This window comes from Bradyrhizobium sp. AUGA SZCCT0105 (assembly GCF_018129565.1).
GTDB lineage: Bacteria > Pseudomonadota > Alphaproteobacteria > Rhizobiales > Xanthobacteraceae > Bradyrhizobium.
This window is the reverse complement of sequence record NZ_JAFCMK010000002.1, coordinates 985,328-1,006,446: the sequence shown is the minus strand read 5'-3', so window position 1 is coordinate 1,006,446 and position 21,119 is coordinate 985,328. Positions and strand designations below refer to the sequence as shown.

The window sequence follows — 21,119 nt, the reverse complement described above, 5'->3', positions numbered from 1 at the left end:
CCATGCGGACGCGAAGCTCTTTGTGCTGGAACAACGTTCGCGATGGATCTGCGAAACAGTTCTTCGGCGGAGAATTTGCGCAGGAGCAAACAGAGCTTGAGCGCGACCGGTTATGGTGGCTGGCATGGCAAACAATGCAATCCCAAGCACCGAGATGTCCGTCGACGACGTGGTGCACCGTTGGCCGCTCACGATCCGCGTTTTTCCTGGATTTTAGGATGCGATGCGTCGGCTGTCCGATCGCATCATTTCACTCGATCGCCGAGGCGTGCGCCGAGCACTCCGTTGATGCCGAAGTCTTTCTGCCAAGGATACTGGACGCGGCTGCCTAGGGTCCGCGCCGGCGTACCTGGATGGCTTCGTCGCCTTCGGCGAGACCGTGCAGCCGATGCGCGTCGCGTAGCACGATGCGCTGCCTGCCGCCCTCGACCAGCCCCTCGCTTTCCCAGGCGCTGAGGATCCGACTGACGGTGTGCAACGTCGTTCCGGTCATCTCGGCGATGTCTTGTCGGCTGATCGGAAAGTCGATCTCGACGCCGGCATCGACCTTTTTTCCAGCCTGCTTGGCCAGGCGCAGCAGCGCATGCGCCACCCGCTGCTCCACCTGCTCATTCGAGATCTCGATCACACGTGCCTGGGTGTCCTGAAGGCGGCTGCCGACCGTCTGTAGCGCGCTCGCGGCAAGCGTCGGATACTTGACGATCAGGCGCTGCCACGACGATGACGGCCACGCCAACGCGATGCTGTCGACGGCGGCGACAGACGTCGCCGGATAGTGCGTCATGTTCATGGCCTGCGCCACGCCGAAGAGTTCGCCGGCGGAGACGTAGCGTACGACGGTCTGCTGGCCTTGCGGTGTCGTCTTCTCGACGCGAAGGTGGCCGTGCAGCAGTAGAAAGAAGCGGTCGGCTTGAGTGCCTTGGTCGAAGACCGCGCTGCCTTTGATGTAACGGACCGAACGTGCCTCGCGCAGCAATTCGTCCTGCTCGGGGGGAGACAACCCCGCGAACATGGGCAGATTAGCGACCAGCGACCGGTCGACTGCGGCCATAAGAAACCCCCTCAGATAAGGTCGGGAGACTACCCGCCTGGGAGCAAGCCTCGACATGCTCGCCTGCTTCTTATCCCGGCAAACCGTCCAGAAACTTGCGCTGGCGCAATCTCTGGGACCTCGAAGCGGCCTATGTCCTGCTGCGGCGCCCGGCTATCCCGGGCTGAAGGTTTCATGGGAACTCGAAGATGAGAAAGATCGCGACGATGGCTGCCGCGGCGGCCCTCGTTCTGGCCACGGGCGCCGCACGCGGAGCCGAGGTCGAAGTCAAACTGCTCAACAAGGGAAGCGAGGGCGCCATGATGGTGTTCGAGCCGGCGCTGGTGAAGGTTGCACCGGGCGACTCCGTGAAGTTCGTTGCGACTGACAAAGGCCACAATGCCGAGACCATCAAGGGCATGCTGCCCGAGGGCGCGGCTGCGTTCCAGGGCAAGAACGGCGAGGACATCGCCGTGAAGTTCGATCAGGAAGGCGTCTACGGGGTGAAGTGCCTGCCCCACTACGGAATGGGCATGGTGGCGATGATCGTCGTCGGGTCGCCCACCAATCTCGATCAGGCCAGGGCTGTGCCCCAGGTCGGCAAGGCGAAGCAGGTGTTCGCGACGCTGTTCGACAAGCTCGAAGCGAGCAAGACCGCGGCCAAGTGACCGCTGCGGCTATCGCCGCCATACGCCCCAGTGCGCCGGATGGACGAGGACTGCCTCGTCCGTCCATGCATTGTGCTAAACGCCGGAACGGCGCCGGCTCGGGAAGCGAAGGCGTGTTCGATTCCGGCTGTGTATGTTGCCGAGTTCACGTTCGCAATCTTCAGGGGCGAGCGCGATCCGAACCATCCGGCGCGCGAGCGGGAGACGCACATCGAGTAGTGCTCGTCTCGAAGAAACGGAGGCCGCATTGATCTGGCGCAAGTGCGCCATCGATCGAGGCGCCATCGATCGAGCCTACGGCCGCATGAACATGAAATCGGTGTCCGGATCGCAGTTGTCGGCGACGAAGTGCAGTTCGGACTGCACATCGGCGACGCCTCTGGTGGCCAGATACTGGGACACGACCAAACCGAGTAACGCGCGGCATAGACCATCACGGTCGACGCCCGTGGCATCGGCTTGCTTGAGGGCGGCATCGAAGTGATACCTGGCGATATCCGAAGCGGACAATTTTGTCTCCTTGCTGAGCTATCGATTCTCCGCCTCCGCCGAGCAGCAGGTGCAGCAGTTCGGCTTGGCGCCAGTCAAGATCGTTACGGGAGCTTCATCGTCGACGTGGCGGAGGAGGTCCGTGACGACGGTCTCGACGAGCCGCCGCTCGATGCCGCTGTCGTTCCGGCCCTTGCCGCGTAGTCTCTCGAAAATCCGCATCTCGCCCTCCGTTTGACGGTCCGAAAATAGCCCGAGTGCCGATCCGATCTTTGTCGTGGATCAAACGGATCGGCGAATGAGGAGCTAGTTTGCGCCCCGACAAAGAGAGGCCGACGGCACGCATCTAATCTGGCGTCTATTCGATCGGGAGCGGCGACCATGGCCACGATGCAGAAGTTGAGGAACTACAGAGGCCCGGCGCTCCTGTCGTATGGCTTCCGACCGTTCTTCCTGTTCGCCGCCATCTATGCCGGCGCGGCGATTCCGTTGTGGCTTGCGATCTTTGCCGGCCATGTTTCGCTGCCGACGGCGTTCGCGCCGCGGGACTGGCACGTCCATGAGATGCTGTTCGGCTACGTGGGCGCCGTCGTTGCGGGCTTTCTCTTGACCGCGATCCCCAATTGGACGGGACGGCTGCCGATCCAGGGAGTGCCGCTCGCGCTGCTGTTTGGATCCTGGGTAGCCGGACGGGCCGCGACGTCGTTCTCCGATATAATCGGCTGGCGAGCCGCGCTCACGATCGACGCCGCTTTTCTGGTTCTACTCGCGGCGGCGGCCGCGCGGGAAATCGTCGTCGGGCGCAAGTGGAACAACCTGAAGGTCGTCGCGATCGTCTCCTTGCTTGCCGGCGCGAACATCGCCTTCCATATCGAAGCTCATATCACCGGGCTTGCGGAGTATTCGACGCGCGCCGGTGTGGCCCTGGTCGTCACGCTGGTCTGCGTCATTGGCGGCCGGATCGTGCCGAGCTTCACGCGCAACTGGCTCGCGCGCCGCGCCCCCGGACGACTACCAGTTCCTTTCAACCGGTTCGACGCGATCGCGATGGTCGCCGGCGTCTGCGCTATGGCTGCATGGGTGATATTCCCGACGGGTCGGTCAACGGCCTGCGCTCTTGCAGCCGCCGGTCTATTGCATTTTGCTCGTCTGGTGCGTTGGGCCGGAGACCGGACCTTCTCCGATCGCCTCGTCTTGATCCTGCATGTTGCCTACGCCTTCGTGCCTGTTGGTTTCTTCCTCTGCGGACTTTCCGCGGTCGATTTCGTCGCCCCCGGTGCGGGCCTGCATGCCTGGACCGGAGGCGCGATTGGCTCGATGACGATCGCGGTAATGACGCGCGCATCGCTCGGACATACGGGACAGGCGCTCAAGGCTTCAGGGCTCGTTCAAGCCGTCTACGCCGCCATCGTGATCGCCGCCGTCGCACGTGTCTGCGCCGCGATCGAGCCGAGCCACTCCGTTCCCCTTCTGATGGTGTCCGGCATCGCATGGACGTCTGCGTTCCTCGGTTTCGTGGTCGCCTACGCGCCGCTTCTCTGCTGCGCACGGAAGTTCTGATCATGATCGGCACGAACATATCCCGATGGACGATGACCTATTTCGCGGCGGCGCTCGCGTGGCTGTTCGTCGCGCTTGGTCTGCTGGTCGCTGGCGTCGGCTATCCCGCTGGCGACATCGCGTCGCCCGACACTCTCGTTCTCGTTCACGTGATCTGCGTCGGATGGTTGAGCCTTGCGATGTGCGGAGCGTTGTTCCAATTCGTGCCTGTCCTTGTTGCCAAGCCGCTGTTTTCCGACAAATGGGCTTTGCCGGCGCTTGCCTTGTTGACGGTGGGGCTTCTGTCGCTGCTCGGAGGGTTTCTTTGCTTGGGCGGCCGTCTCCCGCCAGCGCTCTGGTTGCTGCCACTCGGTGCCATTCTGCTCGTCGCAGGCTTCGGTTTGGTTGTCCTGGATCTCGGTTTGACGGCTTGGCTGCGTCCAACCGGGCCGGCTCGCTTCGTCCTTGTGGGACTGGCTTCACTGTGTGCCACCGTGGCGTTCGGTGCGATTTTCGCGTTCGCGCTCGCCGGGTGGGCGGGGTCGGCGGGGGGAGTGGTTCTCGCAAGCGGCATCCCGCTGCACGCCATCGCCGGTCTCGGCGGCTGGCTTACCTTGACCGCCATGGGCGTCAGCTACCGTCTTCTGGCAATGTTCATGCTGGCGCCCGACGTCGACGACCGGCAAAGCGGCGTCACGCTCGCCGTGGGGGCGCTGGCCGTTGCCTTCGCCGTGGCGGGCGGAGCGCTTGCGATTGGGCTCGCCGCCGGTCTGCAGATCGTGCTGTCGATCGCTGCGGTCCTTGGCATCGCATCGGCTGCCCTTTACGGGCGAGACGTCGCCGGCATCTTCAGCAACCGCAAGCGTCGCCATCTCGAGCTCAACATGCGGATGGCGACGCTGTCGTTCGCGAGCCTTGCAGGCGTGGCACTGCTCGGAATCGCGCTCGTCGCGTTTGACGCCTTTCTCGCGAATGTGGGCGCGTTCGCTTTCCTCGCGATCTTCGGCTGGCTGTCGGGTCTGGTCCTCGCGAAACTCTACAAGATCGTCGCGTTCCTGACCTGGCTGGAGACCTATGGCCCCGTGATGGGGCGCGCTCCGACCCCGCGCGTCCAGGATCTCGTTGCCGAGGACCGGGCGACGAAATGGTTCGTTATCTACTATGCGGCCGTTTGGACCGGTACGGCGGCTCTGCTGGGCGGCGAACCGGCGGCGTTGCGCGTGGCCGCAGCGGCAATGACCGTCTGCGTGGTCGGCATCGTCCACGAAATCGTTCGGATCCGTCGGCTTGCCGACGTCGCTAGACCGCTGCGGCTACCCGTCGGCGCGGTCGCGCCGCACCTTCTGTTCGCAAGAAAATGAGAGATGAGCATCATGACCCAGTACATCGACGTCGACGTCCGTCCGATCCTGCGCGCTGGAGGCGAGCCGTTCTCGGTGATCATGTCGGCGCTGGAGAACCTCGCGCCGGGGCAGGGATTGCGCCTTTACGCGACGTTCAAGCCGATTCCTCTGTTCGCGGTGATGCAGAAGAAAGGTTTCGCGCACACCGAACAGGCTCTCGAAGGCGGCGAGTGGGAAGTCCTCTTCACTCCAGCCGAGACGCAGCCCGATGAGCCCGCGGCGGCGGCATCGAACTTCGACAACTGGCCAGACCCCGCCGTCACGCTGGACAACCGGGATCTCGACCCTCCGGAGCCGATGGTCCGGATCCTCGCGGAAGCGGACAAACTCGGGCCCGGCGAGACATTGTCGGCACTGCTGCGCCGGGAGCCGGTGTTCCTGTTTCCGCAACTCGAAAAGCGTGGTTTCCGCTGGCTCGGAGGCTTCACTTCGGACGGCACCGCCTACGAACTGACCGTCCGGGCCCCATCATGACCAGCGAACTCGTCGACCGCGTGCGCGATGCGCTGCGGGTCGTGATCGATCCGGAACTCGGCGAGAACATCGTCGATCTCGGGTTCGTCTACGACATCACCGCCGAGGCAGGGGCGGTCCGGATCACGATGACGGCGACGACCCCGGGATGCCCGGCGACCGGTTTCCTGAGGGAAGGAGCACAGGCTGCCGCGTCCGCCGTCTCAGGGGTCGTCTCTGCCGACGTGACGATGACGTTCGAGCCGGCCTGGGACCCATCCCACATCGAACCCGCCGTCCGGGCCTCTCTCGGCTTCGCCGCAGTGAACTGACCGCCATGGCCCTTACCATCGAGATCGATCACGCCAAGACCCGCGCGAAGGCCGCGGCCGCCGCCGGCCAGCCGGTCGTGCCCCAGTCCGTCAGGGGCACGATCCGCCGGATCAAGTGGGGCGTCCTGCTCCTGACGTTGTCGATCTACTACGTCACGCCGTTCATCCGTTGGGACCGCGGGCCCAACGCACCGGACCAGGCTGTCCTGCTCGACTTCGCCAACGGCCGCCTTTACGCCTTCTTCGTCGAGATCTGGCCGCAGGACCTCTATCTCGTCACCGGCCTGTTGGTGTTCGCGGCCACCATCCTGATCCTGACCAATGCGCTTGCGGGTCGCCTGTGGTGCGGCTTCGCCTGTCCGCAGACGGTCTGGACCGACCTGTTCCTGCTGGTCGAGCGGCTGATCGAAGGTGATCGCCGCCTGCGCCTGAAGAACAGAGGTGCGTCCCTGACTCCGAAGCGGGCGGCTCAGATCGTCGCGAAGCACGGGGCCTGGCTGCTGATCTCCTTCGCGACCGGCGGTACGCTGATCTTCTACTTCACCGATGCGCCGGGCCTGCTGCGGGGCTTCGCTTCCGGAGAGGTGTCCACGAGCGCGTTGACCTGGATCGTCGTCTTCGCCGGCACGACCTACGGCCTGGCCGGCTTCGCGCGCGACCAGGTCTGCACCTTCATGTGTCCGTGGCCCCGGCTGCAGGGCGCGATCTGGGATCCGGAGGCGTACACTGTCAATTATCGCGACTATCGCGGTGAACTGCGGACGTCTGCGAAGAAGGCTGCGGCAGTTCGGCTCGAGGGCAAGCCCGCCGGCGACTGCGTCGATTGCGGCCAGTGCGTCGCCGTCTGTCCGATCGGTATCGACATCCGCGAGGGACCGAACTTCGCATGCATCAACTGCGGGCTCTGCGTCGATGCCTGCGACGGGGTCATGTCCAAACTCGGCCGTTCCCGTGGTCTAATCGACTACGAAAGCTGGACCAACATCGAGCGAGGCCGTCGGAAGGAGGCGCCGGTCAACCGTCTGGTGCGGCCGAAGACGATCGGCCTGACGGCCGCAAGCCTCGCGCTTGCCGGCATCATCATGGTCGCGTTCGCGACCAAGACCACGGCGATCCTTTCGGTCCAGCACGACCGGGATCCCGTGGCGGTCAAGCTCTCGGACGGCTCGCTGCGTAACGCCTACACGGTGAAGCTTCTGAACAAGTCGTCGGCTCCGCACACCTACGCGCTGTCCGTCAGCGGCGTCGACGCCAAACTCGCCATCGTGGGCGTCCAGACAGGTTCGTCCGTCGTGGTCGGGCCCGAGACTTCCGAAGCGTTGCGGGTCACTTTGACGGGGTCGGCGGACGGTCAGGGTGACGTCGTATTCACAGCCCGGGACGAGACCGGTGCCGTCCTTTCGGCAAAGGACAGATTCGTCGATCGATGACCGCGCCTCTCGGCCGATCCGATCCGCGCCGAGCTCGATTACTTCGGAGACCGTAGAAACCCGGATTAGGGCTTTACCGGATTTGCAAGCCCCGTCGTAACGGACCTAAGTCGGTCACCACTTGGAGCATGCGCATGACGACTGTCGAACACTTCGAACCGTACGCCGCCTCCTCCCGGTCAGGCGGGGTCGCGAAGAAGCGCGATGCGATCTCGACGAAGCGCAGCGGCCTGCGTCCTCTGGTTTCGCTGTTTCCCTACGTGGCCCGCTATCGCGGACGCGCGATGCTCGCATTCCTGTCGCTCACGGTCGCAGCGGTCACCACGCTCGCTATCCCGGTGGCGGCACGACGAATGGTCGATTTCGGCTTCGATCCGGACGGCCTTTCGGCGATCGACGGCTACTTCGCGGCCATGATCGCGGTCGTGGCAGTGCTGGCCTGCGCCAGCGCCTGCCGATACTATTTCGTGGCGACTTTGGGTGAGCGCGTGGTGGCTGACGTCCGGCGGGATGTCTTCGGTCATTTGCTCCGACTGTCGCCTTCTTTCTTCGATCAATCGCGCAGCGGCGATCTCACCTCGCGGCTGACGGCAGACACCACGCAGATCAAGGCGGCGGTCGGCTCATCCGCTTCGGTGGCTTTGCGCAACCTGATCATGCTGCTCGGGGCAATCGTCATGATGACGGTCACAAGCCCGAAGCTTTCCGCAATGGTCCTGCTTGTCATCCCTGCCGTCGTGATCCCTCTGATCGCATGCGGTCGATGGGTCCGGCGGCTGTCCCGCAACGCTCAGGATACGCTCGCCGATGCAACCGCCTACGCTTCGGAGCTGATCGGCGCGATCAGAACGGTACAGGCCTACAACGGCGCGGCGATCGCGACCGATCGCTTCGGTCGCGAGGTGGACGAAGCCTATGAGGCGTCTCGCGTTTCGACCAGGGCGAGGGCCGTTCTGACCCAGATCGTCATCTTCATCGTGTTCAGCAGTGTTGTGGTCATTCTCTGGGCCGGCTCTCGCGACGTGGCGATGGGAGCCATGAGCGCCGGACGTCTCGGTCAATTCATACTCTACGCGGTCCTGGCTGCGACGAGCCTCGGCCAGCTCAGCGAAGTCTGGGGCGAGGTGTCCGCGGCTTCGGGCGCAGCGGAGCGCCTGTTCGAGATACTTCGCCTCAAGCCCGAGATCGCAGCCCCGAACCGGCCGTTGAACCTGCCGCTGGCCTGTCAGGGAAGCGTGGCATTCGAAGGCGTCAGCTTCGCCTATCCGGGAAGGCCGGACGTCCGGGTCCTCGACGACGTCGCGTTCTCCGTGCGCTCCGGTGAGAAAATCGCCATCGTCGGGTCGTCCGGGGCCGGCAAGAGTACGTTGTTTCACCTTCTCCTGCGGTTCTACGATCCGAGTTCGGGATTGGTCTCGCTCGACGGAGCTGCCGTCCACGAGGCCGACCCCGAAGAAATCCGCTCGCGCATCGCCCTGGTTCCGCAGGATCCGGTCATCTTCGCCGCCTCAGCTCGAGACAACATCCGCTTCGGGCGCCCCTCCGCGACGGATGCCGAGGTAGAGCGCGCCGCCGACCTGGCCTCAGCTTCCGGGTTTCTGGCCATGCTGCCGGAAGGACTTGACACGCGACTAGGCGAACGTGGCGTCATGCTGTCCGGTGGGCAGCGCCAGCGTATCGCCATCGCGCGCGCGATCCTGCGCGATGCCCCCCTTCTGCTCCTCGACGAGGCCACCTCGGCGCTCGATTCCGAGAGCGAGGCCGCGGTCCAGGCCGCGCTGCAGGGGCTCATGAAGGGACGGACCACTCTCGTCATCGCGCACCGTCTTGCCACCGTCCTGTCCTGCGACCGCATTCTGGTGATGGATCGCGGCAGGATCGTCGAACAGGGCACCCATGAGGAGTTGTCGTCGGCCGGCGGTCTTTACGCCCGCCTCGCGCGGTTGCAGTTCGGAACGAACTGAGCCGACGCTTCGGATGTCGGAGGCTGTGAACATCGAAGATGAAGAGCGGGCGCGATATCGAAGCTCGCGGTCGTTCGACTCGAGCGTGTTGTCGTCGTCGTGTTCAGATCTCGATTTTCTGACTGCATTGGGCGAACGTCTTCGCGAACTCCGCACGGCTCGCGGCATGTCGCGCCGCGAGCTCGCCGGCGCCTCGGGAGTGTCCGAACGCTGGATCGCGCGGATCGAGAGCGGCAAGGGCAACGTCACGATCCTCCTGCTACGGCGTCTGGCTTCGGCTTTTCGTCAACGACCGGTTCAGCCGGCGGTGGATATCGAGACGAATTTGCGCTGCAACAAGCAGTTGGCGGGCGGTATGTGAGACCTTCTTCAGGAAGGCTTCGGCGTGAGCCCAACGGAGATGGACGATGAATATCGATATCAAGGCGGATGAGACCCTCTGGCGCAATACCATGCTGCCTGAAGGCTTCGTGACGAAGTGGCTAGTTGCCGACGGCGAACTGGCAAAAGAAGGGCACGGCATCGCCGTTGTCCGTATCGAAGGCGCGCTGCACGATATCGTCGCTCCGTGCCACGGCCGCGTGAAGATCGAGACGGGCGTCAATCACGTTATCGAGCCCGGATCGCTACTCGCCACGCTCGTTCCCGCCTGACGGGAGAAACGCCATGCTGAAGGTCGCAAGCATCACGTTGGTCGCCGTGGCGCTGCTCGCATTCACAAGCTCCGCTCCCTCGCTTGCTGAGCATGAACGTGTCGCCGTCAGCCAAGCCTGGACCCGTGCCACGCCGAAGGGTGCCAAGGTCGCGGGCGGCTATCTCACCGTCGAGAACCGCGGTACTCGCGCCGATCGCCTGCTGTCGGCGGAAAGCCCCGCCGCCGGCAAGGAGAAATCCTTCTCCATCGCCGCTGACGGTATGTCGATCCTGGCCAGTGCAAATTTCGCTGCTTCCCCGACTCTGCAACTTCAGCTCCTCTAGTGACGGACGCACCAACGGCTCCGCGACCAGCACAGGTGGCCGGCTGCGGTGCCGCGCGGGGGACCGAGACACCAAGTTTTTCAATTAGTTAGAGGGCGGCGTGTGCAGGGTGTGTGCGCCGGGAGATCAAAAAATATCCTCTTTCAGCCAATCTGAAACAGCGGCAGTCGATATGGTGTGGGATCATCTGCTCTCGCGTGCGATTGGCAGGCGAAGATGAGTCACGCCGCCGGAGGCGAGTCTCGCAAGCTCGCAGTCATGACTTAGTTCGCAAAGACGGAGGCCACGGGCCGAGTCGCGTCTTGGTTTCCGTTGGCGTCATCCTGCCAGAAATCCGCCGTCCACGGCAACGACGGTGCCCGTCGCATATTGCGAGGCCGGCATGCAGAGGAAGGCAACGGCGCCTGCAATGTCTTCCGGCTTCCCCCAGCGCTTGAACGCCGTGCGGTCGGCTATGCGCTGATAGTGCGCGCGGTCGGTCCGGCCCGCCGCGTTGATTGCGGTTTCTATATAGCCAGGCGCGACCGCGTTGACGCGGATGCCTTCCTCGGCCCATTTCAAGGCCAGCGCCTTGGTCAGCATGACGACGCCGCCTTTGCTGGCGCAGTAGGCCGGGATGCGCGGCAGCGCCAGCGTGGCATTCATCGAGGCAATATTGACGATCGAACCTTTCGTCGCCGCAAGCAGTGGCCGAAACGCCATGGAGGTCCGGAACGTGCCGGTGAGATTGACGTCGAGCACCTTCACGAAGGTCTCGATTTCGAATTCCTTGTCGCGTGCGAGAATCCCGGCGCAATTGACCAGCGCATCGACGCGCTTATGCTGCCGGGCGAAGGACGCGACGGCTTCGTCATCCGTGACGTCTAGCGTCGCGAGCGCGAGCCCGGTGCGTGGCTTGAGCAGGGTGCGAGCAAGATCAGCCTCGTTCGCGGCGGTTGCGGTCACCGTCGCGCCGAGGTCGCAAAACTGGTTGCTGATCGCCGCGCCAATGTCACCGGCGCCACCGATCACGACGGCATGAAAGCCGTATGCGAGGGAGAAATTGAAATTCATCGCGGCGGGCTCACTTCAGGGATTTCGGAGGTGGGGCCGTCGATTCGCGGACCACCAGCGAGAAATCGATCTCGCGATGCATGATGGTCTGCTCACCGGCGAGGCTCCGCACCAGATATTCTCCGGCGCGCTGCCAGGTTTCTCCAGTCGGAACGTGGATCGTGGTCAGGCTCGGCCGCAAATGGCGGCTCCAGTCGAGGTCGTCGAATCCGACGACCGATAGATCGCGCGGCACGGAGAACCCGTCGCGCTCCGCCTCGAGCAACACGCCATAGGCGATGACGTCGTTGCCGCACACCACGGCCGTTGGACGGTCCTTGAGATTGAGAAGATGGCGCGCCGCCTCCCGCGCGTCGTCCAAGGTATACGGCACCTCGACATGCCATTGCGGGGGAAGCTCAAGCCCGTTTTCGGTCAGCGCGCGGCGAAAGCCGGCGACGCGCGCGCTGGCGCGGTCGTTGTTGCGCTGAAGTGCCGAGACGATCCCGATGCGGCGGTGGCCGAGCTCGATGACATGTGCTGCCGCGCGATGGGCGGCGGCTTCGTTGTCGGTGCCGACGCAGGGGTAAGGTCGATCCGGCTGGTAGATGCCGACATTGATGAAAGGCACGGCGTTGTCCGCGAGCAGCTTGCGCAGTCCTTCGTGATGGCAGTCGCCGCGCAATACGAGTCCGTCGACACCGCGGCTGATCAAATTGCGCGCCTGCTGAAGCTCGACGTCGAGATCATATCCGCTCGTGGTGAGGAACAGCATGTACCCTACCGACGACAGATATTGCTGCAGCGAGGCGATGCCGCGCGCGAACATCGTGTTGTCGATGGTCGGCACGATCGCGCCGAGGGTGCGCGAACGCCGGGATGACAGGATGCGCGCCGGCGCATGTGGGATGTAGCCGAGCGCGTCGATGGCCTGTTCGATGCGGGCGCGCAAAGACGGGCTCACCGCATCGGGATTATTGAGGGCGCGCGAGACCGATGCCGTCGAGACGCCGGCGCGAGCAGCCACGGCGCGGATACCCTGTTTCACAGACCGGGCGTTTGTCAGTCTCATGGATGTAACGTTACATCTGGTGCCGAGGGCGGCAAAGTAGCGGTTATGTCGTAAGTTTGCAGTATATTGTGTTGCATGTCCATCGCTTGACACGGCGGTCGTATGGTCTAATTTGTAACCGTTTTCAGACCGTGCTCAAACGTGTTCAAAAATGGTCCGCCAGCTTAAGGCGGTCAGCCGGGAGGAGAGTTTGATGAAGGCCAGGATGCTCGCGACCCACGTCGCGTTGCCCGTTCTCGCGATTGCTGCGGCGACCGCGCAGGCGCACGCCGCCGATTTCGACTGGATGAAGTTCAAGGGCAAGACCGTCACCTTTCTCGCCAACAATAATCCGGTCGCGCAAGCGCTGCTGACCTACAAGGCAGATTTCGAGAAGCTGACCGGCATGACCCTCAAGGTCGACGGCTATCAGGAACAGCAGATGCGACAGCGTCTGGTGACCGTCATGAATGCGAACAGCGACGAAGTGGACGTGTTCATGACGCTGCCCTCGCGAGAGGGCGAGCAGTTCGCCGCTGCCGGCTGGTACGGCGATCTCACTGCGATGGCCAAGAACGACGTGGCCAAGGAATACGATCCCAACGGATTGAGTCAGGCCCTGCTGAAGGCCGCGACCTTCGGCGGCAAGCTGACCAGCATGCCAATGAACATAGAAGGCCCGATCTTCTATTACCGTACTGACATCTTCAGGAAGTGCGGCCTCGAGGCGCCGAAGACGATCAAGGACGTCGAGGCCGCTGCCGAGAAGATCAAGAGCTGCGACAGCACCGTGACGCCGTTCGTCTCGCGCGGCCTCAAGCCAGCGATTGCTTATACCTTCAGCAACATGCTGCACAATATCGGCGGCAGCTATATCGCCAACGGCAAGTCGAATCTCTGCTCGGCCAAGGGCAAGGAAGCGCTCGATACCTATAGTCGCCTGCTGCGCGATTTCGGCCCGCCCGGCGTTGTCAACTACAGCTTCCAGCAGATTTCGGCACTCTATCGCAGCGGCCGCGCCGCAATGGCGTTCGAATCCTCGAATGAATTGCGCACCGTGATGGAAGGCGGCGCGCGCCTCAAGGACACCGGCCTGTTGCCGTTCCCCGCGGGCGATGCCGGCCAGGCGCCGACGACGATCGGTTGGGGCATGGCGGTGTCCTCGCACAGCAAGCAGCCGGATGCGGCCTGGTACTTCGTGCAGTGGGCGACCAGCCCGGAGGTGCAGAAGAAGATGGCGCTCCAGGGCGTTGCCCCGCCGCGTCCGTCGGTCGCCAAGGATCCTGAATACCGCAAGTGGATCGACGAGGAGCCGGTCCGCAAAGAATGGCAGGCCGCGCTCGACGTGCTCGCAACGAAGGGCTCCTCCGAGGTCGGCTATCCCATCGTCGCCAACCCGGAATCACGTGAGTTCATCGGCCAGGCCGTGCAGGAGCTGATCCTGAAGCAGAAGCCGATCGACCAGGCTTGCGCGGATGCCGACAAGGCGCTCGATACGCTGATCGCCCAGAAGTAACGGCTTCATGCCGGCGGGCTTGCTGCCTGCCGGCATCTCCTCACGATAAGGAAACGAACTCATGTCGGCTACCGCTGCGACACTCACGCAGGACCGGCAGAAGCTGGAAATGGCGGCGCTCTCGGCGCCGGCCGTGATCTTCACGGTCGCAATGATCGCGTTTCCGGTGGTCTATACGATCTGGCTCGGTTTCCAGACTTTTTCATCGACCGGCAAGCAGTCTTTCGCGGGCCTCGCCAATTATTCGAAGCTGATCTCCGATCACGAATTCTGGCACGGGCTGTGGATTACCATTGCGCTATTCGTGCTGTCGCTGGCGCTGCAACTCGTCTTCGGCGTCTGGCTGGCGCTGGTGCTGTTCCACGCCAAGCGGCTGCCGGGCATCGTGCGCTCGTTGTTCATTTCGCCCTTCATGATGCCGCCGGTGGTGGCGGGCATGATGTGGCTGGTGATCCTCGATCCGTCGCTCGGTGCTGCCAACTATATCCTCCAGTCGTTCGGCCTGCCGCCGTCGACTTGGCTGGCCTCGCCGACCTGGGTCATTCCGACCGTGGCCCTGATCGACAGCTGGCAGTGGACGCCTTACGTCGCCCTGATCGTGCTGGGCGGTCTGCAATCCCTGCCGTCGAGCGTCTACGAGGCCGCGCAGATCGACGGTGCGTCTCCATTCAGGACTTTCCAGCGCATCACGCTGCCGCTGCTGCTGCCGACCATCGTCACCGCGGCGATCCTGCGCAGCGTCGATCTGCTGCGCTTCTTCGACATCATTTACATCACGACCCAGGGCGGCCCGGGCAACGCCTCGAACACGCTCAACATCTACGGCTTCAGGGTCGGCTTCGAGTTTTTCAACATCGGCTATGCCAGCGCCCTGATGCTGACGCTGACGGCGATCGTGTTCGGCGCCGTGCTTGCCTTCAACCGCCTGCGCGGCGCAGTGGCGTGGTGATGTCATGAACGATGCCGCCACCACCGACCGTTGGATCCGCTGGCTCAACACGGTGCAGCTCGTGCTCGCCGGTTTGCTAATCATGGCGCCGACGGTCTGGATGGTGCTGTCCTCATTCAAGCCGTCCTTCGAGGTCACGGCCTATCCGCCGACATTGTTCTTCACGCCGACGCTGGACAACTATGTCGAGCTGACCAGGACCACGCCGTTCCTGAGCTATGCGCTCAACAGCCTCATCGTCACCGTCGGCTCGACCGCGCTTGGACTTCTGTTCGGAATTCCCGCCGCCTTTGCCGTCTCCTGGACGCGGATTTCCTGGCCGGCCATCCTGACGCTCGCGGCGCGCATGGCGCCTGGCACGCTGTTCCTGCTGCCGTGGTATGTGATGTTCCGGCAGGTCGGCATGATCGGCTCCTACACCGCGTTGATTCTCAGCCACGCCGTCATCACGCTGCCGATCGTGATCTGGGTTCTGCTGCCGTCTTTCGACGGCATCCCGCGCAGCGTGTTCGAAGCGGCGCAGGTCGATGGATGCAGCGTCACACGCATTCTCTGGCGCATTGCGCTGCCGCTGGTGGCATCCGGCGTCGCCGTGTCGGCGATCCTCGCCTTCGTCTTCTCGTGGAACTATTTCCTGTTTGCGCTGGTGCTCTCCAATGGCGACACCAAGACGCTGATCGCGGCTGCCTTTAACTTCATCGGCGAAGGCTCGACGCAATGGGGCGCCCTTATGGCTGCGGCGGCGCTGATCGCCTTGCCGCCGCTGGTGCTGGCCGCCCTGGTTCAGCGCTGGCTCGTGTCCGGGCTGACGCTCGGTGCGGTGAAAGGCTAGGTATCTGATGAATTTATCACTCCGTCCAAATGCGATCATGCAGGCCGCGGTCTTCCATGGCAACGACCGCATCACTATCGAGCGTGTCGCGCTGCCCGACGTCGGCGCAGGTGAGGTGTTGGTCCGCGTCTCGCGCACCGCGCTATGCGGCTCGGACTTCAAGCTCTGGCACAAGGGCGCCGAGTTCACCGCCGGCCACGAGATTTTTGGCGTCGTCGAGCAGCCGGGTCACCGCCTGCATGGTTGCCGCTGCGCGGTCTACATCCCCTTGCACTGCGATCGCTGCGCCGCCTGTAAGCGCGGTGACACTCAGATGTGCCTGGAAGTCTCCAGCCTGATCGGCTGGAACAGGCCCGGCGGTTACGCCGAGTACGTTCCGGTGCCGGAAAACTGCCTGCTGCCGGTGCCCGATGATATCGAGGACAGCCTCGCGCCGCTGCTGCTCGACACCATCGGGACGTCAGGTCACGCCGTGCGCTTCGCCAGCCGTGTGGTGCCGCCGAGCGAGGCAGGCGCGGTCCTCGTGATGGGAGCGGGGCCTGTCGGTCTCGGCGTCGTGCTGGCGCTCCGCGCGCTCGGTTACGACGACATCTACGTCGCCGATCCGAACACCACACGCCTGAAGATCGCGCAATCCTTCGGTGCGAAGGCGCACACCGTCGGTGATACCTCGAAGCGTTTCGCGCTGATCATGGAATGCTCGGGCGCGCATGCGGCGCGCAACCTCGGCATCGAGCTGGTCCTGCCGCGCGGCGCGCTGGTGCTGGTCGGCGAGAACGCGGCGCCGTGGACCATCGAGGAAGGCAAGGTGTTCCGCCGCAAGGATTTTTACATGATCCGGACCTTCTACTTCCCGGTCTCGGATTTCGAGCCGAACGTCGAGCTGCTGCGCACGTACAAGGACGAATACCGCGTCCTCGTCGACGGCGAGTTCGGCCTGCAGGCTTTGCCAGAGAATTTCGCCCGCTTCGCCAAGGGCGAGCTGATCAAGCCTGTGCTGGCGCTGGACTGAGCGATCATGGCCTCGATCTCGATCCGCAACCTCGTGAAGCGCTACGGCAATTACACCGTGATCCCCGATCTCAATCTTGAGATTGCGGACCATGAGTTCGTCGTCTTCGTCGGCCCGTCCGGCTGCGGCAAGTCGACCTTGCTGCGAATCATCGCGGGCCTCGAGCCGATTTCGTCCGGCGACCTCTATATTGGCGACAAGCGCGTCAACGGCGTGCAGGCCGCCCAGCGCGATATCGCCATGGTGTTCCAGGACTACGCGCTCTATCCGCATATGCGCGTCTACGACAACATGTCGTTTGCGCTGGAATTGCGCGGAACGCCGAAAGCGGAGATCGATGTCCGGGTGAAGCGGGCTGCCGCGCTCTTGCACATCGAACCTTATCTCGACCGTAAGCCGAAGGAGTTGTCCGGCGGCCAGCGCCAGCGCGTCGCCATGGGCCGTGCCATCGTGCGCAATCCCAAGGCCTTTTTGTTCGACGAGCCGCTATCCAATCTCGATGCAAAGCTGCGCGGGCAGGTCCGGGCGGAGATCAAGGCGCTGTCGCAGGAGCTGAAGACCACCATGGTCTTCGTCACCCATGACCAGATCGAGGCCATGACCATGGCCGACCGCATCGTGGTGCTCCAGAGCGGCACCATCCAGCAATACGACACGCCGGAGACGGTCTATGAGCGGCCGGCCAACCAGTTCGTCGCCGGTTTCATCGGCTCGCCGGCTATGAACTTCTTCCCGATCGGATGGCGCCAGGAGCGTGCGATCCTCTCGCAAGGAGGAACGGTGGTGCCACTGGACGGCGAGACCGCAGGCCAGCTACGTCAGGCCGGTAACGCCGTACTCGGCATCGTCCCGAACATTTCGCAGTCGCCTCGGATGTCGCCGATGGCATTGCCATCAACGTCAAGCTGGTCGAACCCCTGGGCTCGGACACGCTGATCCATTTCGATCTCGCCGGCGGCTCCGCCATCGCGCGGGTCGACCCGGCGCTGCGGCCGAAGGTCGGCGACCGCCTCGGCCTGCGCCCGCAACCGGGCAAGACGCATTTGTTCGATGCCACCAACGGACAGGTTTTGCGGTGAGTGCATCGGCAAACATCGGAGATCTCTCCTCGCTCGCGGATGTTGCGTCAGGGGCGAGGCCTGTGCACGTGATTTGCCTTGGACTATCGGCGCTCGATCAGGTCTGGCGCGTCGATCGGCCGTTTGCGGGTGGAAGCGAGAAGATCAAGGCCGTCGAGTACGGCACGCTCGGCGGCGGCATGGCCGCCAATGCGAGCGTCGCTGTGGCAAAGCTCGGTGCGTCCGTCGCGTTCTGGGGACGGGCAGGGAATGATGCCGCCGGCCACGAGATGAAATTGGCCTTGGTGACTGAAGGCGTCGATGTCGAGAACTTCCGGCTGTTTCCCGATGGCCGCTCGTCGGTCTCCGGGATCATCGTCGACAGCAGCGGCGAGCGGCAGATCGTCAATTTCCGCGGCCTCTATCCGGAAGCGGCAGACTGGCTTCCGCTCGACGCAGTCACGCGCGCATCGTCCGTGCTGGCTGACCCGCGCTGGGTCGAGGGTGCCGCGACGCTGTTCCGCGAGGCTCGAGCGCGCGGCATTCCGACGGTGCTCGACGGTGACATGGCCGATGCCGAGGTGTTCGAGCGGCTGCTGCCGCTGGCTGACCACGCGATCTTCTCCGAGCCTGCGCTCACCGCCTTCGCGGGCTCAGCCAAGGACGAGTTTCTCACAACGCTGGCGCGCTTTGGTTGCCGTGTCATCGCCGTCACGCGCGGCGAGGGCGGCGTGAGCTGGTACGAGAACGGCCAGCTGCATCGGCAGGCTGCCTATGCCGTCGAGGTCGTCGACACGACAGGTGCGGGCGATGTCTTCCATGGCGCCTATGCGCTGGCGATCGGCGCCGGCCTCGACGTGCGCACCGCCATGGCGTTTTCGGCGGCCACGGCCGCCATGAAATGCCGGCATGCCCGCGGCCGCAATGGAATCCCCACCATCAACGAGTGTCTTGTATTCATGAGGACGAAGCCATGAGAACGATTGGAAAGAACCGCGGCCTGGCACGGCTTGCTGACGCGGATGGCCACTTTCGCATGGTCGCGCTGGATCAGCGGCCGCCACTGTTCGATGCCATCGCGAAAGCAAAAGGCATCACGCGGGACCAGGTCGAATATTCCGACGTCACGGCAGCCAAGCGCCTCCTCGTCGAGAACCTCGCGCCGCATTGCAGCTCGATGCTGTTCGACCCGAACTTCGCGGTGCCCGCTGCGATCGATCTGTTGCCGCCGCGCTGTGGCCTGATCATGACTCTGGAAGAGCACCGCGTCGAGGAAACCGCTTGCGGCCGCAGGTCGCGCGCGATCGCCAACTGGAGCGTGGAGAAGATCCGCGCCATGGGCGGCGATGCCGTCAAGGTGCTGGCCTGGTACCGGCCGGATGCCGATGCCGCGGTGAACGAGCACCAGAGGCGCTTTGTGCGCGAGATCGGCGAGGACTGCGCCCGCCACGACATTCCCTATGTTCTGGAACTGCTGGTCTATCCGTTTCTCGGCAGCGCCAACCACACCGCCGACTATGTGGAATCGCCCGGCAAGCTGCCCGGCCTCGTGATCGACAGCGTGCGCGAGTTCGCCAAGCCGGAATATAGAGTCGATCTCCTCAAGCTGGAAAGCCCGCTGGCGGCCAACGGCCTGCCGGCCCGGGACGGCGGCGCGGAGGCGAAAGCCGCGCAGAAGGAGTTCGACGCGATCGGCAATATCTGCCGCGAGCGGAGCATCCCCTGGGTGCTGCTGTCGGGCGGCGCTGAGCCTGAAAAATTCGAGCGGGTGCTCGACTACTCCTATGCCGCGGGCGCAAGCGGGTTCCTCGCGGGCCGCACCATCTGGCTCGATGCCGTCCTGAAGAACTTCCCGGACCGCGCGGCGGTTTCGGCGAGCCTGCGCAAGGATGGCCTTGGTGTGCTGGAGAGCCTCAATAAGCTGACTACGGCCAAGGGCACGCCGTGGACGGCGCGTTATCCGGTGTTCACTGATATCAAGCAGGAAGGTGACTTCGCGCGCGCCTACTAAGTTGGTAGCGGTTCCGCGTGGTCTCGCAGGATCTGCAACATGACTGATAGCTTCACCATACGCTCGATCGAGGCGTTCTGCCATCGCTATCCCTTAGCGACGCCGGTGGTGACGTCGTTCGGTAAGATGCTCAACCGTTCTGCCGTCTTTGTTCGCGTGATCGACGAAGACAGCGTCGAGGGATGGGGTGAAGCCTGGTCCAACTTTCCAGCACCGGGCGCGGAGCATCGCGCACGACTCGTCAATGAAGTGCTTGCACCGGGCCTCGTCGGGCGCAAGTTCGACAGTCCCGCTCGGGCCTTCGAGGCTCTGACCGACGGTACCGAGGTCCTCGCACTTCAATGCGGCGAGCTCGGTCCATTCGCGCAGGCGATTTCCGGCATCGATCTCGCGCTGTGGGATCTTTTCGCGCGGCGTCTGAACGTGCCGCTGTGGCGATTGCTCGGTGGCCATTCCAGCAGGATCAAGGTCTATGCCAGCGGCATCAATCCCGGTGGCGCTGCGCAGACGGCCGAAGGTGCGCTCAAGCGCGGCCATCGCGCGTTGAAGCTGAAGGTCGGGTTCGGTGCCGAGACCGACCTCGCCAACCTTGCCGCGCTGCGCGCGATCGTGGGCGCGGGCATGCTTGCCATCGATGCCAATCAGGGCTGGCCGGTGGATCAGGCGCTGGAGATGCTTCCGCGGCTCGCCGAATTCGATCTGCGCTGGCTGGAGGAGCCGATCCGAGCCGACAGGCCCCGCGCGGAATGGCGCAGGCTGCGCGCGATCGCGAAGATGCCGATTGCCGCGGGCGAGAACATTTCGAGCGTTGAAGGATTCAAGGAAGTTCTCACGGAAGACGTTCTCGGCGTGGTTCAGCCCGACATCGCGAAATGGGGCGGGCTCAGCGCCTGCGCCGGTCTCGCGCTAGACATTCTGAAATCGGGCAAGACATTCTGCCCACATTACCTTGGCGGCGGCATCGGACTGCTTGCCTCGGCGCATCTGCTCGCCGGGGTCGGCGGCGACGGCTGGCTCGAAGTCGATGCCAACAATAATCTCTTGCGCGAGCTGTTCTGTGGCCCGATCGGCAAAGTGAGGGACGGCACCGTCGAACTGGGCGAGGAGCCCGGGCTCGGAATAGTGCCCGATCTTCTCTCTATCGAATGCTATCGCCGCGTCTAGAGGAGAGAGGGAGGGCTGTTGACCTCCGGCTACAATGGTTCTCGCTTGAGTGACCGCGGACCCCTGGCCGCGGCTTGCTCAAACTGGCCCATGGGCTGGCGCGAATACGCTATCGATTCCGATCAACGTCACGTTGCGAGCAATGTGAGACGCGACGGAGGCAGGCAGGTCCATCCCCCGGCCGGACCGCAGGCGGCGCCACGCCCGT

General features: G+C 63.9%; 22 protein-coding genes and 2 pseudogenes. 19 read left to right on the top strand and 5 right to left on the bottom strand.

Annotation, left to right across the window (positions count from 1 at the left end; all coding sequences use genetic code 11):
- The first annotated feature begins 154 nt into the window (after positions 1-154).
- Positions 155-332: pseudogene (locus JQ573_RS13875) on the top strand (DUF1858 domain-containing protein).
- On the opposite strand, the gene JQ573_RS13870 reads toward JQ573_RS13875, so the two are convergent.
- On the bottom strand, positions 329-1,051 hold the full coding sequence (locus JQ573_RS13870; RefSeq protein WP_212310403.1) for a Crp/Fnr family transcriptional regulator: 723 nt from the start codon (positions 1,049-1,051) through the stop codon (positions 329-331). The pseudogene JQ573_RS13875 and the gene JQ573_RS13870 overlap by 4 nt on opposite strands.
- A 188-nt stretch (positions 1,052-1,239) precedes the next feature.
- On the opposite strand from JQ573_RS13870, the gene JQ573_RS13865 reads away from it, so the two are divergent.
- Positions 1,240-1,698, top strand: coding sequence for a pseudoazurin (locus tag JQ573_RS13865; protein WP_212310402.1), 459 nt, complete (start codon positions 1,240-1,242; stop codon positions 1,696-1,698).
- 294 nt (positions 1,699-1,992) lie between these two features.
- Here the strand turns inward: JQ573_RS13865 and JQ573_RS13860 are convergent, their stop codons facing one another.
- Together JQ573_RS13860 and JQ573_RS13855 are read right to left on the bottom strand one after the other, a co-directional pair.
- A complete protein-coding gene (locus JQ573_RS13860) occupies positions 1,993-2,208 on the bottom strand; it encodes a hypothetical protein (RefSeq protein ID WP_212310401.1) in 216 nt (71 codons plus the stop codon).
- An 18-nt stretch (positions 2,209-2,226) separates the two neighbouring features.
- Positions 2,227-2,409 carry a hypothetical protein gene (locus tag JQ573_RS13855; protein WP_212310400.1) on the bottom strand — a complete coding sequence of 61 codons (183 nt, stop codon included), beginning with the start codon at positions 2,407-2,409 and terminating at the stop codon, positions 2,227-2,229.
- Between the two features lie 159 nt (positions 2,410-2,568).
- On the opposite strand from JQ573_RS13855, the gene JQ573_RS13850 reads away from it, so the two are divergent.
- The 9 genes from JQ573_RS13850 (at position 2,569) to JQ573_RS13810 (ending at position 10,286) form a co-directional block, all read left to right on the top strand.
- On the top strand, positions 2,569-3,747 hold the full coding sequence (locus tag JQ573_RS13850; protein WP_212310399.1) for an NnrS family protein: 1,179 nt from the start codon (positions 2,569-2,571) through the stop codon (positions 3,745-3,747).
- A 2-nt stretch (positions 3,748-3,749) separates the two neighbouring features.
- Positions 3,750-5,087: a hypothetical protein gene (locus JQ573_RS13845; RefSeq protein WP_212310398.1), complete on the top strand. Its 1,338-nt coding sequence runs from the start codon at positions 3,750-3,752 to the stop codon at positions 5,085-5,087.
- Between the two features lie 12 nt (positions 5,088-5,099).
- Positions 5,100-5,603 carry a DUF2249 domain-containing protein gene (locus JQ573_RS13840; protein ID WP_212310780.1) on the top strand — a complete coding sequence of 168 codons (504 nt, stop codon included), beginning with the start codon at positions 5,100-5,102 and terminating at the stop codon, positions 5,601-5,603.
- Entirely contained in the window at positions 5,600-5,914 is a 315-nt protein-coding gene (locus JQ573_RS13835) for a metal-sulfur cluster assembly factor (protein ID WP_212310397.1), read from the top strand. Before JQ573_RS13840 ends, JQ573_RS13835 begins: the two co-directional genes overlap by 4 nt.
- 5 nt (positions 5,915-5,919) lie before the next feature.
- Entirely contained in the window at positions 5,920-7,344 is a 1,425-nt protein-coding gene (gene ccoG / locus JQ573_RS13830) for a cytochrome c oxidase accessory protein CcoG (protein WP_212310396.1), read from the top strand.
- Positions 7,345-7,478: 134 nt separating this feature from the next.
- On the top strand, positions 7,479-9,308 hold the full coding sequence (locus JQ573_RS13825; RefSeq protein ID WP_212310395.1) for an ABC transporter transmembrane domain-containing protein: 1,830 nt from the start codon (positions 7,479-7,481) through the stop codon (positions 9,306-9,308).
- Between the two features lie 25 nt (positions 9,309-9,333).
- Complete coding sequence (locus tag JQ573_RS13820; protein ID WP_312011469.1) at positions 9,334-9,669, top strand: helix-turn-helix domain-containing protein; 336 nt, start codon at positions 9,334-9,336, stop codon at positions 9,667-9,669.
- Between the two features lie 46 nt (positions 9,670-9,715).
- Complete coding sequence (locus JQ573_RS13815) at positions 9,716-9,961, top strand: biotin/lipoyl-containing protein (RefSeq protein ID WP_212310393.1); 246 nt, start codon at positions 9,716-9,718, stop codon at positions 9,959-9,961.
- A 13-nt stretch (positions 9,962-9,974) separates the two neighbouring features.
- Complete coding sequence (locus JQ573_RS13810; protein ID WP_212310392.1) at positions 9,975-10,286, top strand: copper chaperone PCu(A)C; 312 nt, start codon at positions 9,975-9,977, stop codon at positions 10,284-10,286.
- Positions 10,287-10,604: 318 nt separating this feature from the next.
- Here JQ573_RS13810 and JQ573_RS13805 read toward each other — a convergent pair whose 3' ends face one another.
- Positions 10,605-11,339 carry an SDR family NAD(P)-dependent oxidoreductase gene (locus tag JQ573_RS13805; RefSeq protein WP_212310391.1) on the bottom strand — a complete coding sequence of 245 codons (735 nt, stop codon included), beginning with the start codon at positions 11,337-11,339 and terminating at the stop codon, positions 10,605-10,607.
- 10 nt (positions 11,340-11,349) lie between these two features.
- On the bottom strand, positions 11,350-12,390 hold the full coding sequence (locus tag JQ573_RS13800) for a LacI family DNA-binding transcriptional regulator (protein WP_212310390.1): 1,041 nt from the start codon (positions 12,388-12,390) through the stop codon (positions 11,350-11,352).
- A gap of 193 nt (positions 12,391-12,583) precedes the next feature.
- On the opposite strand from JQ573_RS13800, the gene JQ573_RS13795 reads away from it, so the two are divergent.
- The 8 genes and pseudogenes from JQ573_RS13795 (at position 12,584) to JQ573_RS13760 (ending at position 20,911) form a co-directional block, all read left to right on the top strand.
- Positions 12,584-13,885 (top strand): ABC transporter substrate-binding protein, encoded by a 1,302-nt coding sequence (locus JQ573_RS13795; protein ID WP_212310389.1) that lies wholly within the window; start codon positions 12,584-12,586, stop codon positions 13,883-13,885.
- A 61-nt stretch (positions 13,886-13,946) separates the two neighbouring features.
- A complete protein-coding gene (locus tag JQ573_RS13790) occupies positions 13,947-14,834 on the top strand; it encodes a carbohydrate ABC transporter permease (protein WP_212310388.1) in 888 nt (295 codons plus the stop codon).
- A gap of 4 nt (positions 14,835-14,838) precedes the next feature.
- Positions 14,839-15,666 (top strand): carbohydrate ABC transporter permease, encoded by an 828-nt coding sequence (locus JQ573_RS13785; protein WP_212310387.1) that lies wholly within the window; start codon positions 14,839-14,841, stop codon positions 15,664-15,666.
- A 7-nt stretch (positions 15,667-15,673) separates the two neighbouring features.
- Entirely contained in the window at positions 15,674-16,678 is a 1,005-nt protein-coding gene (locus JQ573_RS13780; RefSeq protein ID WP_212310386.1) for a zinc-binding dehydrogenase, read from the top strand.
- 6 nt (positions 16,679-16,684) lie between these two features.
- Positions 16,685-17,757, top strand: a pseudogene (locus tag JQ573_RS13775) (ABC transporter ATP-binding protein).
- 62 nt (positions 17,758-17,819) lie between these two features.
- Complete coding sequence (locus tag JQ573_RS13770) at positions 17,820-18,713, top strand: sugar kinase (RefSeq protein ID WP_312011468.1); 894 nt, start codon at positions 17,820-17,822, stop codon at positions 18,711-18,713.
- On the top strand, positions 18,710-19,747 hold the full coding sequence (locus JQ573_RS13765) for a tagatose 1,6-diphosphate aldolase (RefSeq protein ID WP_212310384.1): 1,038 nt from the start codon (positions 18,710-18,712) through the stop codon (positions 19,745-19,747). Before JQ573_RS13770 ends, JQ573_RS13765 begins: the two co-directional genes overlap by 4 nt.
- A gap of 39 nt (positions 19,748-19,786) precedes the next feature.
- Positions 19,787-20,911, top strand: a complete 1,125-nt coding sequence (locus JQ573_RS13760; protein ID WP_212310383.1) for a mandelate racemase/muconate lactonizing enzyme family protein — start codon at positions 19,787-19,789, stop codon at positions 20,909-20,911.
- Positions 20,912-21,119: the final 208 nt, after the last annotated feature.